Source organism: Paenibacillus sp. FSL H7-0756, from assembly GCF_038006765.1.
Lineage (GTDB): Bacteria > Bacillota > Bacilli > Paenibacillales > Paenibacillaceae > Paenibacillus_AQ.
The window spans coordinates 1,144,907-1,158,125 of sequence record NZ_JBBOVT010000001.1; the positions used below are offsets into that span (position 1 = coordinate 1,144,907).

Annotated in this window: 10 protein-coding genes and 1 riboswitch; of the genes, 3 read left to right on the top strand and 7 right to left on the bottom strand. The window is 52.9% G+C overall.

The window, feature by feature from the left end; all coding sequences use genetic code 11:
• Positions 1–10: 10 nt before the first annotated feature.
• From NST04_RS05175 to NST04_RS05185, 3 genes are all read right to left on the bottom strand, one after another.
• The gene (locus NST04_RS05175; protein WP_341183434.1) at positions 11–763 is read right to left on the bottom strand and encodes an esterase family protein; all 753 of its coding nucleotides are present in this window, start codon (positions 761–763) and stop codon (positions 11–13) included.
• 13 nt (positions 764–776) lie between these two features.
• Entirely contained in the window at positions 777–1,946 is a 1,170-nt protein-coding gene (locus tag NST04_RS05180; RefSeq protein ID WP_341183435.1) for an ATP-grasp domain-containing protein, read from the bottom strand.
• Positions 1,947–2,042: 96 nt separating this feature from the next.
• Positions 2,043–2,474: a MarR family winged helix-turn-helix transcriptional regulator gene (locus NST04_RS05185; protein ID WP_341183436.1), complete on the bottom strand. Its 432-nt coding sequence runs from the start codon at positions 2,472–2,474 to the stop codon at positions 2,043–2,045.
• A 226-nt stretch (positions 2,475–2,700) separates the two neighbouring features.
• On the opposite strand from NST04_RS05185, the gene NST04_RS05190 reads away from it, so the two are divergent.
• The 3 genes from NST04_RS05190 (at position 2,701) to NST04_RS05200 (ending at position 6,379) form a co-directional block, all read left to right on the top strand.
• Positions 2,701–4,167 carry an MDR family MFS transporter gene (locus NST04_RS05190; protein ID WP_341183437.1) on the top strand — a complete coding sequence of 489 codons (1,467 nt, stop codon included), beginning with the start codon at positions 2,701–2,703 and terminating at the stop codon, positions 4,165–4,167.
• 116 nt (positions 4,168–4,283) lie between these two features.
• Complete coding sequence (gene greA / locus NST04_RS05195) at positions 4,284–4,766, top strand: transcription elongation factor GreA (protein ID WP_036691918.1); 483 nt, start codon at positions 4,284–4,286, stop codon at positions 4,764–4,766.
• Positions 4,767–5,452: 686 nt separating this feature from the next.
• Positions 5,453–6,379 carry an AEC family transporter gene (locus NST04_RS05200; protein WP_340750983.1) on the top strand — a complete coding sequence of 309 codons (927 nt, stop codon included), beginning with the start codon at positions 5,453–5,455 and terminating at the stop codon, positions 6,377–6,379.
• Positions 6,380–6,608: 229 nt separating this feature from the next.
• Here the strand turns inward: NST04_RS05200 and NST04_RS05205 are convergent, their stop codons facing one another.
• The 4 genes from NST04_RS05205 to NST04_RS05220 all read right to left on the bottom strand — a co-directional run bounded on the left by NST04_RS05205 (position 6,609) and on the right by NST04_RS05220 (position 12,763).
• Positions 6,609–6,992 (bottom strand): VOC family protein, encoded by a 384-nt coding sequence (locus tag NST04_RS05205; RefSeq protein ID WP_341183438.1) that lies wholly within the window; start codon positions 6,990–6,992, stop codon positions 6,609–6,611.
• A gap of 81 nt (positions 6,993–7,073) precedes the next feature.
• A complete protein-coding gene (locus tag NST04_RS05210) occupies positions 7,074–7,934 on the bottom strand; it encodes a helix-turn-helix domain-containing protein (protein WP_341183439.1) in 861 nt (286 codons plus the stop codon).
• 123 nt (positions 7,935–8,057) lie between these two features.
• Positions 8,058–9,257, bottom strand: coding sequence for an ATP-binding response regulator (locus NST04_RS05215; protein ID WP_341183440.1), 1,200 nt, complete (start codon positions 9,255–9,257; stop codon positions 8,058–8,060).
• Positions 9,242–12,763: a response regulator gene (locus NST04_RS05220; RefSeq protein ID WP_341183441.1), complete on the bottom strand. Its 3,522-nt coding sequence runs from the start codon at positions 12,761–12,763 to the stop codon at positions 9,242–9,244. The genes NST04_RS05215 and NST04_RS05220 overlap by 16 nt, the downstream gene beginning before the upstream one ends.
• 329 nt (positions 12,764–13,092) lie before the next feature.
• A riboswitch (purine riboswitch) is annotated at positions 13,093–13,196 on the top strand.
• Positions 13,197–13,219: the final 23 nt, after the last annotated feature.

Genomic DNA, 13,219 nt, shown 5'->3' on the forward strand with positions numbered 1-13,219 from the left:
CCCGGCCTCACTAGCCCAAGCAGCCTTCCACATAATAATGAATCTGCTTGTTCCACCACGGCCAGTCATGGCTGACATCATGGCCCCAGTAGTCGATCCGGGCCGGAATACCCTTCTGCGCCAGCACCTCCTGAAGCAGCCGGGTCTCATGAAGCATCTCGTCCTCATACGCCCCTTGACCGACACAGGCGATAATAGTGCTGCTGCGGTACTGGTTCAGATAATGTTCATCCGTCAGCCCCGGCAGATAATGCAGCGGTGAATTAAGATAGACGTTCCCGCTCATATAGTCGCCGAAGAAGTAGTAGGTGGAGTAAACGCCGCTCAGGGCGATTAAGGTATCGAAATAGTGCGGATAACGGAAAAAGAAGCTGGCGCTGTAATAAGCCCCCATCGAACAGCCGGAGATCAGAATGCGCTGGTTGGTCCCGCCGTTATTCTGTTTGCTCTCATGGAGGATGCCGGGAATCAGCTCATGCGCAATATATTTGTCATACTGCTCATGACGGTGTATCCGGTCCTCATTGTTCCAGTGGGTGGAGAAGAAGGTCTCCTCATCCAGACTGTCACAGGCCCAGATCTGCAGCTTGCCCGCTTCAATGAAGGACGAGAGCGTATCGATCATGCCCGAATCCTCATATTGATAAAAGCGTCCAAGTGAGGTGGGGAAGACGAGCATCGGTTTGCCGGCGTGGCCGTATATTTTATACTCCATGTCTCTGCCCAGGTTGTGGCTGTACTCCTTATGGTAGCTTATCCTCATCCGTTAACACATCCTATCCCTCTTCTTGTTGAATATAGCCTCTAATGTCTCTGACCTCCGATAGCTCGGGGGAACGGAACTGATAAGCGCGGTTGCCCATTGCTCTGCTGAAGACTTCTTCAATCTCGTCATAATTGACAATCTTCCCGCCGAATGCCCGGTAGATGTCCTCATGGCTGTGAGCGTAATGCTTATGATTCTTGCGGCTGGCATAGCCGGTATAATATTTACCTTCGTATGGTCCGCCAACCTCATTGTGCACAACCATGCTGGCCCATTCCTTATACACATTGACATCATAGGCGAAGTTAATGGCATCAGTCATCCAGGCGCCAGGCGGACGCATATTCACTTCCAGGGCAATGATCCGGCCATCCTTGTGCGATTTGAACAGCTCGATATGGAAGAACCGTTCCCGGATGTCAAAAGCCTGCAAAATGCTCCGCCCCGCCTCCTCCACCTCCGGGCTGATCTCCCGCAGACAGAAGTAGTAGAGGTGATTGTCCGTGTTGACGACATCCATCACACTGTTCTCGAACAGGTGGCTGACCGCGAAGCGCACATTCCCGTCCCTGTCCACCAGGCCGTCATAGGTGAGAATAACCCCGTCTATGAATTCCTCAATAATGAAGGCAACATTCTCCGGCTTCGTGTCAAAAAAGTGCTGTAGCTCCTCTTCGTTATTGATCTTATACGTATTACTGGCCCCGGAGCCAAGATCGGGCTTCACCACCAGCGGGAAGCCGGCGCTCTGGATGAAGCTCTCGACGCTCTCACGCGTTGTGCCGGTGGAGAACTGGACGGTGCTTACCCCGCTTTTGCGGAAAAATTCCTTCATCTTGGACTTCTGCTTCAGATTATGGACGAAATCCGACTTGGTGCCGTAGATGTTAAAGTCCGTACGGATGGCAGCATCCTGCTCCAGCCAGTATTCGTTCAGCGACTCGAAGCGGTCAATCTTGCCGTATTTATGGGTGAAATAGCCGACAGCCCGCAGAATCTCCTCATAGCTCTCCAGATTGCTTACCTTATAATATTCGGTCAGTGCCGATTTCAGCTTGTCCTCCAGCTGGTTATAGGCTGCATCGCCAATCCCGAGCACCGTGGCCCCCTGCTCCCGCAGATGCGTACAGAATTCAGCGCTGTTCTTGGGGAAATGCGGGGAAAAGAAAATAAAGTTCATGCAGACCGGCCCCTTTGACTAAAATATAATTCCGAGTTATTTTGTATGATTAATTCAATCTACCAGCTTCGCCAGTATCCGTCAATCCTCTTCGTGCTATTTTTGCTGCAGGGTGCGGTTGAGCCGGGCGAGCAGTCCGCTGAAGAGTCCGCAGTCCTCCGGGGACCAGTCCTCGAAGATCTCCCCGTAGCGCGCAAGCCGGATGTCCCGGGCCTCGGCGAAGGTCTGTGCACCAAGCGCAGTTAGCTGAAAATAGCTGGAGCGCCCGTCCTGCGGATCAGGCACCCGCTCCACATAGTTCTTCGCCTCCAGGACGCTTGTCTGCCTGCTGATGGTAGAGGTGTCAAGGCCGAATTGTTCGGCAAGCGCCTTAACGCCTACCTTGTCGTGCGTCGACAAATGCTGGAGCAGGGTATACGAGGAGCGGTCCAGACCGCCATGCTTCTTATCCAGCGAGCCGTGGCGGATCAGCGTAATCAGCTCCTGGTTCAGAGCTTCGAGGTGCTTGTCCTTCTGTTCGTCAGCCATAGTTAGATTCCGTCCTTTACCGGTTACTTTGTCATATGTCTCCCTAGTATAATTGATAATACCGGCCTTATGCTAAGGCCGCCTGATATTCTCGCCTCATTATGAAAGAAGCATGAAATAAGTCACATTGACTTTCAAACATATAGTTGTATCATACACATATATTAAATTTATTGTATCATACACCTATATTAAGGTGAACCGCAAAATAGAGGAGAGAGCGCCCTTGAGCAGTCCGGCGGCAAAACATTCATCATTCTGGCTGATTATTCTGGCCATTTTTTTCGGAAATTTCATGGCTATTCTCAGTACAACCACCATTAACGTAGCGTTCCCGGTCTTCTTGAAGGACTTTCACGCCGGGATCAGCACCGTACAGTGGATGATTACCGGCTATCTGCTGGCTACCGGCGTCATTGCGCCTGTGGTGGGTTATTTCGGGGATAAATGGAGCTATAAGGTTCTGTACGTATTCGCCCTGTCGGGCTTCACCTTGTTCTCGGCACTATGTACGGTGGCTTGGAATATTCACTCACTGATTACCTTCCGCATTATCCAGGGAATATTCGGCGGCCTGATTATCCCCACCACCATGACGATGATTTATCAGTTTATCGACAAAGAAAAGCAGGCCTTCGCCATGAGCCTCTGGAGCCTGTCCTCGATGCTGGCGCCTGCCTTCGGCCCGACACTCGGCGGCTGGCTGACCGGATACTTCGGCTGGAAATCGCTGTTCGTGATTAATCTGCCGATTGGCCTGATTGCCATTGCCGTAGCTCTGAAGTGCCTGCCGTTCCAGCGGCAGAACACCGGGAGCAGAAGCTTTGATCTGCCGGGCTTCGTCACAGTCATTCTGAGCAGCGCGTTCATTATTCTGGCCTTCAACAAAGGGGGCGCCTGGGGCTGGACGTCATGGAATACCCTTACCCTGCTGCTGGTCGGGGCGGCGGCCTTAACGTATTTCATCCGCAGGGAGCTTTCGCTCCAGGAGCCGCTGCTGAACCTGCAGGTCTTCCGGCAGAGCCGGTTCACCTACAGCTTGATCATCAACTGTATTATCACCGTTGCGTTATACTCGGGGACCTTCCTAATCCCAGTCTTCCTGCAGGATATCCAGCAGTCCACCCCGCTGAAGACCGCGCTGGTGCTGCTGCCGGGCTCGATCGTGATGGCTGTACTGTCCCCCGTGGTCGGCAAGCTGTACTCCAGGATCGGCCCGTTCTGGCTGATCCTGGGCGGCATTCTGCTGCTAAGCGCCTCGACCTGGGAGCTTGCCCACATCACGCTGGCCGTGACCCATACCCGTGTAGCGGTGCTTATGGCGGTGCGCAATGTCGGCATTGCACTGGCCTTCATGCCGGTGACCAATGCCGGCATGTCGGCGGTGCCAAGAGCCATAACCGGCCATGCCTCCTCTGTAACCAACTGGGTCCGCCAGGCTACAGGTGCCTTGTCCATTGCCGTATTCAGCTCGCTGCTCGCTTCCAGATCGCTGGCCCATCAGCAGGAGCTGGCGGACGGGACGGCCCGGGCAGCGGGTTCTCTGCTGAAGGCGCAGGGGATGACGATGGGCGTACAGGATATTTTCCTGATCGCTACGGCAGTGGGACTGCTGGCTATTCCGCTGACCTTCCTCCTGCGAGGCAGTAGCGGCAAGCCCGCAGCTGCCCCTGCTCCACAGGTGGAGACTTGAAGCTGTGACTCTGCCGTAAATACTCCTTTATCATGCGTTATAGCGCTTTCTCTTCGCATGTTGGGCGATTATGAGTTAGAATACTATAAAGCGAGCAAATAATAGGAGTTGTATACATGTCTAATAATGACGAAGTGTTTTTGACTAAAGAAGGCTTGGCTAAGCTGGAGGAAGAACTGAGGGAACTCAAGGGAGCAGGACGCAAGGAGCTTGCAGCCCGGCTTAAGCTGGCGATCAGCTACGGCGATCTGAAGGAGAACAGCGAATACCACTCCGCCAAGGAGGATCAATCCTTCATGGAGACCCGCATTATGATTCTGGAGAAAATGCTGATCAAGGCCCAGATCGTGGATGCCAGTAATATGGATCTGAGTACAGTCAGCGTAGGCTGCATCGTTATCCTTAACGATGTAGAGTACTCGGAGAAGATCGAATATAGAGTGGTTGGACCGGCGGAAGCCGATGTGCTGGACAACAAGATCTCCTACGAGAGCCCGCTCGGCAAAGAGCTGATCGGCAAAAAGGTAGGCGATATCATCAGCGTCAACGCCCCGATGGGGATCATCAAATACGAGCTGCTTGAGATCAAAATGCTGTAAATCGAAGAACTAACCGGAATCCCGTGACCTTAATTTAAGGGTGCGGGATTTTTTTAAAAATATAAGAAATTATATGTTGCACACGATAACTTATCCTTCTATTTCTCCCTGAAACGGTCCCGTCCTTTAAAAGGACGGCAAAGCCGTTTCCACTTGTAGATGAAGATAAGCGTGTAACCATTTCCATTTTCTGTGGTGCCGCGTCAGCGGCATGGATGGCTTTGTGGGGTTATTTTGTATAGTCTTGGGTACGTACGTAGAATTCAGTAGTTTTGCCTATCGCAGCCATATATCATCCATGCTACCGCAATCCATGCGGACTGGGAGGCCGTTATTTCAGACGTTTGGGCTATTCTGCACGCTCGGAGGACTGAGGTGCTCTTAACTAACTTATTTGCTCTTGTTTTCGGCTCGTCCAGACCCAATAACGGCCCCTCAGTCCGCAATAGCAGGATAGGTGTCTTTTTGGCAATATAAGAGACTCCCAGTCCGGCAATCACCCGAATTATTTATTTCATGCACCAAAAAACCGCGAAGCCGTGCTGCTGCGCGGTTGTTTGGTTGGGAATGTATGCAGCGGGCTGCCATAGGCAATTGCTATCAAGGATATTGCTTCCTTGTCTTAGACGCTCCCTGCTAAGGAGGGTTATAGTAGAAATAACTACTACATAGAGGAGTCCTGGCTTGTGATTCAGACTGTACTCACGACACTTGTTGAGGTCATCGTGCCGCTGTCCATTCCGGTGGCCGCCGGAGCGCTGCTTGGACGGTATAAACAGCTCGATACGAAGCCTCTGCTGACGCTGTACCTGTATTTTCTCAGTCCGGCTATTATTCTCGACACGCTGGCTACGGCAGATATCTCCTTCGATGATGTCTATAAGACACTCTCATTCTCGCTGCTGAACCTGTTCCTCTTATGGGGGGTGGCAACGCTGATCGGCAAAATACTGAAGCTGGCTCCGCCGGAAGCCGCCGGCCTTACGCTCATTTCCACCTTCACGAACAGCGTCAATTACGGCCTGCCGCTGGTGCTGCTGGCCTTCGGCCAGCTGGGCCTGGACAAGGCATCGGTCTACGTCATCGCCCAGATGGTGATCGTGAATACGATCGGCGTGTATTTTGCCGCCCGTTCACAGTTCTCTGTACGCAGCGCGTTGAAGTCAGTCTTCTCGCTGCCGGCCATCTACGCCGCCATTCTGGCGCTGCTGCTGCGGGCGCTGGGTCTGCATATGCCGCATGAGCTGGCCTCGGGCGTATCCATGGCCGCCGGAGCGTATTCGCCGGTAGTGCTCGCGATCCTCGGTGCGCAGATGGTGAAGGTCCGCGCAGCGCATACGGAGCGTAATGTGCAGCTGGCCTTCTGGACAGGGCTGACCGTCCGGCTGGTGCTGGCTCCGCTACTGGCCGCGCTGGTGCTGCTCGCCCTGAACATCACAGGCCCCCTTTTCTCGGTGCTGCTGATTCTGGCTTCCATGCCGGTGGCAGTCAATTCCGTCGTCCTGGCCGAACGCTTCGGCAGCTCGCCTGCGCTGGTCTCGCGCTGTATCGTCTGGACGACACTGGCCTCCTTCCTTGTCCTGCCCGTGCTGATTGCGGCGGTGGGGGGATAGGCCCACGGGCCGATTGTATGCGAAAAACAGCATACAATTTGCTGGCACGGGGTACGCGGACCAAATGTAATCGGAAAACCGATCATAATTGGACTGGGTGCGCCGCATCAGCCAAATGTAATCGGAAAACCGATCATAATGGGACTGGGTGTGCCGCATCAGCCAAATGTAATCGGAAAACCGACCACAATGGGATGGGGTGTGCCGCGTCAGCCCTCAGAAGTAATTATTAAGACACAGGCACTTCACTCATCAGTGCATGTACATTTTGATCAGGGTCTTGAAAGAACGTCATCCAGGTTGCGGTTTGACCCATCTCAGCTACTTTATGCGGCTTGTCCAGGAAATGTACATTCCGCCTGGCCAACGTTTCGTACGATGCGTGAATATTGTCAACCTGGAAATAGAACACCGAGCTGGGATGATCGAACCGCTGGTCTTCAGCAATACTCAAGACCAGCTGAATTCCGTTACACTCCAGGAAAGTCATGTTTGGGATCTGAAATAACAGGTTGAGTCCTAGAGTATCTTGATAGAACCGGGTAGCAGCTTCCATGTCATGTACCCCAATAGATATTTGCCCGATGCCTTTAATTTGAAATTCTGAATTCATATAAATATCGCTCCCTTGTGTAGGTTGTATGTTCCACGCTGTAAATGTAACATGTGCCGATGAAGCATTACTTTTCCAAAATCACTTTTTTCTAAACATCTGGGGCGATAATCCCGTTCTTTGTTTAAACACTTTATTGAAGGAAGAGACATTGTCGAAGCCAATGCTTAGGCTAATCTCGGTTACACTGTTTTCCGTTTGAGAAAGGAGACGCTGTGCTTCAAATATCCTTTTTTCGAGGATGAACTGGTGTGGTGTTCTTTTGAAAAAGTGACGGAAGTTGCGGATCAGATGGTTTTTAGAGAGACATGCGACTTTGGAGACTTCTTCAAGAGACACGTTTTGGTTGTAATACGCATGCAAGTACTCGTATGCTACGGTTAACCGCCGGAACAGCTCCTCCCTGGTGGCCGGGCGCGTGCCGGGGACGGTATTAATTTCTTGAGCCATCTTCTGATGGACGTTAAGCAGTGCTTGGATTAGATTGTGATACTGTTCATCGATCCAGAGATTCTCGCTGCCGAGTACAGGCAAGGAATTCTTGAAGTTCTCGATAAGTGGAGTGATCAAGTGACTATGACGGTATGACTTTGTATAAAATTGCAGCGGGTGCTTAGATTCTGAGAATGGATCGTCCAAAGACTTCTCTGCTCCGACATGAATAGCTTTAAGAAATTCTTCAGCATAACCTGCCTTGAAAAATACACAAAAAGAGTCGACCTCTGTGTCTGACTCAATGTCTATTCCGTACGGCTCCCCCTCATTTAAAAGGAGATAGCCCTCTTCCTCCACAGCATAATGCCCGAGCTTTGTTTTGTAATAGGCACGGCCATTCCGAAATGTCTTTATCGAAAGGGGGCCAGCGCCTTCCCAATGATGAGTTTTACTTCTCGCTTGCAGAACGAAGTTCCGCTGGAACAAAGGGAATCTGGAGGTTCCCATCTATAGAGCTCATCCCCTTCCGCGGCTTGTTCATTCCATTCTACAATAAACCTTATTCATAACAAAGAAGCTCCCTCTTCATCATCTGAAGGGGAGCTTCTTGTGTCTTCCGTGGAGTTGGATTTAGTCCGGCTGGCCTTCAGCGACCTGGATGGTGAAGATGAAGGTAGCTCCGCCCACTACATCAGGCTTAGCATAGATCCTGCCGCCCATGAGGTCGACCAGCATTTTGCAGATGGACAGGCCGAGTCCGGTGCCGCCGAACTTGCGGTTGATGGTGGCACCGATCTGGGTGAACGGCTGGAACAGATATTTCATCTTGTCCGCCGGAATGCCAATGCCGGTATCTTCGATAATGAACTCCAGCTCCAGCAGCTTGTCTATGACCTGCCGGAGGCGGACATCCACCTTGACGCCGCCGGAATGCGTGAACTTGATGGCATTGCCGATCAGGTTATTCAGTACCTGCCGCAGACGGTTGGGGTCACCGATGAGCAGGGCAGGAATGTCAGGATCAATGGAGGTCTCCAGGGTCAGGCTGCGTTCCCTGGCCAGCGCCCGGAACAGATCAACGGTCTCCTTGAGGCAGGAGTGGAGATTGAAGAGCTCGTAATCCAGCTCCATTTTACCGGATTCGATCTTGGTGAAGTCCAGGATGTGTGTAATGACAGAGACGAGCGCGTGACCGCTGGTATGAATGATCTCGGCCATCTCCTGGTCGTCAGCGGACAGCTCGGAGGAACGAAGCACATCCGACATGGCAATAATCCCGTTCAGCGGGGTGCGGATCTCGTGGCTCATCATGGCGAGGAAGCCGCTCTTAATCCGCAAGGCTACCTCGGCGGTCTCCTTCAGCTCGGTCAGGATGCTGTTGGCGGTCTCCAGCTCCTGCGTTTTGAGCTGCAGCTCCTTGCGGGTCTGGTAGAGACGGACGAAGCCGTCAATCTTGCTTTTTAACACGGTCGGATGGAACGGCTTGGTCAGATAGTCAATCGCGCCGGCCGAGTAGGCCATCATATAGTTCTCCAGCTCGGAGGTTAGCGAGGTTAGGAAAATAATTGGGATATCCCGTGATTTCTGACGCATCTTAATCCGCTTCGCCGTTTCAAACCCGTTCATGCCGGGCATGAGCACATCCATAATGATCAGGGCGAATTCCTGCTCCAGCAGGCATTTCAGAGCATCCATGCCGGTGAGGGCATGAACCAGCCGGTAGGGCGACTCCGCCAGCAAAGCCTGAACGGACAGGAACTCGTCTGCCCGGTCATCTACAACCAAAATATTAATCGGATACTCCATGCTGCCTCCTATTGAATCAACCATGATTTGAGCACTCTCACCAGCTGTGTGGTATTAATTGGTTTGGATATATAATCGCTCGCCCCAGCTTCGAGACATTTGACCCGGTCTTCCTCCAGGGCGCGGGCGGTCAGCGCGATAATGACAATCTGATCATAGCCCGGGTTACGCCGGATATGCTCCATCGTCTCGTAACCGTCCATCTCCGGCATCATGATATCCATGAAGACCAGTTCAATGCCCGGGTGGGTCTCCAGATGCTCCAGGGCTTCTCTGCCATTCTGGGCAAAGCTGATCTCCATATTATAACCTTCCAGCACACTGGATAACGCAAAAATATTACGCATATCATCATCCACAAGCAAAATGCTTTTTCCGGCAAAAGCGGATTCCGGATTATGCAGGTTCTCAATTAAACGCTGCTTATCCAGAGGCAGGTCTGCATGCTTGCGGTGGAGGTACAGGGCTGTATCGTCATAGAGACGTTCCATTGAACGCACGTTCTTGATTACAATACTCTCGGCGTAGTGCTTAAGGCGCTGCTCGTCTGTCTTGCTGAGATCTTTGCCTGTATAGATGATCACCGGCAGAGTCTGCAGCTTGCGGTTGGTCTTAACCTGCTCCAGCAGGTCGAAGCCGGAAATATCCGAGAGGCCCAGGTCCAGTACCATACAGTCAAAATGATGGCTCGCCAGATGTTCCATTGCTTCTCTTCCGGTGCCGACGGCAATAATATTCACATCGGGATGGGCGATGAATTCGACAAGGCTGTTACGCAGAATCTGATTGTCTTCGACAATCAGCAGGCTCTTCACCGGACGGCGGATATAAGTCTCAATCTGGAGGAAGGCTGCCTCCAGCTCCGCATAATCATTCGGCTTCTTCCAGAAGGACAAAGCGCCCATCGACAGGCTCTGCTGGTTCTCTTCAGCTGTTGAGATGACATGCACAGGGATATGCCGCAGCTCCGGCCGGCTCTTCAGGCGGCTGATAATGGACCAGCCGTCCAGAACGGGAAGATGCAGATCCAGCAGGATCGCATCAGGCTTGTAGGCATGGGCCAGGGCAAGTCCCTGATCGCCCTGGAAGGCGACGATGGCCTTGAAGCCCCGGCTGCGCGCCAGCTCCAGCAGCCGGGCGGCGAATTCGGCGTCCTCTTCAATGATCAGCAGGGTAATATCCCCGCTTAGCAGATTGCTCCGGTCATCATCCATCTCCGCATATTGCAGCAGCTTCGGATTGGAGATGGAAATGTCGGGCACGAAGGACTCGCGGAAGGCCGGATTCTCGCGGCGGATAGGCTCGGAAGCCGGAATCTCCGGAGAGGCTGCTGCTGAATAGGCTGCGGCAGCAAGGGTCTGGGCGTCCTCTCCCGGTTCCACAGCGGGAATGATCAGCGAGAAGGTGCTGCCCTTGCCCTCCACGGAATCCACCTCAATTCTTCCGCCTAGGAGTGTAGCCAGCTCCCGGCAGATCGTGAGGCCAAGGCCAGTGCCGCCGTATTTGCGGCTGGTGGTGCCGTCCGCCTGCTGGAAGGCCTCGAAGATGCTCTCCAGCTTAGAGGCGGCGATGCCGATACCGGTGTCGCTGACGGCGAAGACGACCTCTTCGCCGCTGGTGCGGATCGACAGGGAGATAGAGCCTTGCTCAGGTGTGAATTTGATAGCGTTGGATAACAGATTATTTAAGACCTGCTGCAATCTGTGACCGTCAGTCATCAGATAATCAGGCAGCCGGTTGTCGGAATGGACATCGAACCGCAGGTTCTTCTTCTTGGCCTGCTGCTCGAAATGGCGGTGGACATGTTTGCTGAGATCCTGCGGGGAGACCGGCTCGATGACAGGGGTCATTTTGCCGACCTCCAGCTTCGCCAGATCAAGAATCTCATCGATCAGCTGCAGGAGATCCTTGCCTGCCGAGAAGATCGTGTGGACGTATTCCAGCTGCTTCGCTTCCAGATTGCCGTCCTTGTTCTCAGCCAGAATCTGCGAGAGGATCAGCAGGCTGTTCAGCGGCGTGCGCAGCTCGTGGGAGACATTGGCCAGGAATTCCGATTTGTATTGTGCGGCCATGAAGATCTCCTGAGCTTGAGCCTGGATCTCCTCCTTCTGCTTCTCGGTAAGCTCGACTTGAAGCAGCAGCTGATCATGGGAGGCAGCCAGCTCCTCCTTCTGAATCAGCAGTTCATCGGCCTGAGTCTGCAAGGTAGCAGTCTGGGCCAGAAGCTCCTCCGTCTGAGACTGAAGCTCTTCGGTCTGGGCCTGGAGCTGCTCCTTCTGCTCCAGTAATTCACTCGTCTGGGCCTGCAGCTCCTCGGCCTGATCTGCAATCTCGGACTTTTGCAGCTCCGTGATTTGCAGCTGCTTCTGCATATCGCGGTTCGCTGCAGAGATCTCATCGGCTTGGGCCTTGATCTCCATGGTTTGCCGGCGGGAAATCTCCATTTGATTCTGTAATTCCAGATTGGAGGCGTGCAGCTCCTCTGTCTGCTGCCGCAGTTCCTCGGTCTGGGCTTCAATCTCGTCTTTTTGGGCCTCAGTGAGCTTCATTTGCGTCTGGAGCTGCTCATTGGAGGTCAGCAGGCTCTCGGCCTGCACTTCCAGCTCTGTCTTCTGGTCATGTAATTGCTCGGTCTGCATACGGAGCTCCTCGGTCTGAGCCGCCAGCTCTTCGGTCTGGGCCTCAAGCTCCTGCGTCTGGGCCAGCAGTTCCTCGGTCTGAGCTTCCAGTTCATCCTTCTGCAGCTGTGTCTCATTCAGCAGTTCTTCAATTCTGGCGACATCCGCCAGCGTATTTATCAGCACGCCCATGTTCTGCCCGGTTCGTTCAATCAGCTGCATCTCCTTGGGGCTGAACGGGCTTAAGGCAGCCAGCTCCATGACAGCTACAACTTCCTGTTCATGCTTAATAGGAACGATAACCAGCGAGGAAGGCGCAGCTTCTCCCAGGCCGGAGCGGACCTTGATATAATTCTCCGGGAGATCCTCCAGAACGATCATCTGCTCATCCAGTGCGCATTGCCCGACCAGGCCGCTGCCCAGCGGTATGGACTCATGCTGCCCGGCGGTATCATCGAAGGCATAGCCGGCTGCGAAGTTCACCTGCCCCCCCTGCTTCAGATAGATAGCCCCGTAGCTTCCGCCGACAGCGGTAGCCAGCCTGCCGATGAACACACGTGAGGCAGTTTTCAGCTGGACTGAGCCCTGAAGCAGCAGCGCCATCTCTGACACCTGCGTATTAATCCAGGCTTGTTCCTCGGCTCTAAGCCGCAGCTCGCGCTCTTCGGCAGTTCTGTGATGAAGGTCAGACGCCAGCCCGAAAAAGGAAGCCGCCAGCTGCCCGAATTCATCCGTCCGCACAGTAGCCGCCGCCGCAGGGTTAAGACGGTCTGCGGCGATATCCTGCGAGATCTCCATAATGCGCTTCAGGCCGCGGTCTACATTCCGTCCGATACTGTAAAGAAGTCCGATACTGACCAGAATGGCGCCCGAACCTAACCCTGCTGCAATCAGGCGCGAGCCACCCTCCATAAAGAGGATTGATATAGTAATCATACTGCCTAGCAGCAGTATAGTAGCTGAAGTTGCTAACCAAACCTGTTGTTTTATTCTCATTGTTCGCCGCCTTTGTTCAGTTAGAATGTTAAGCTATATAATTATAGCTTTTATGGAGCTTCAGTGATATAGAAGACATGAAGAAAACACCGGAAACCTAAAATTTACAAGGCTTTCCGGAGGCAGCCCCACTTTTGCCTGGGGTTTCATGAAAACTTTGAAATCACCGCAATTTACTTAAAATTTTGCTTGTAAGCAGCGGGGAGAGCGTGTAAGATAACAGACATGCTTCATGAATAGATTTCATATAACAGATTCATATAACTCATATAATCTTGGGAATATGGCCCATAAGTTTCTACCGGATAGCCACTGTAATTATCCGACTATGAGTGAAATAGCGCATCTAGGGTTCCGTTTCTTATGCTGCGG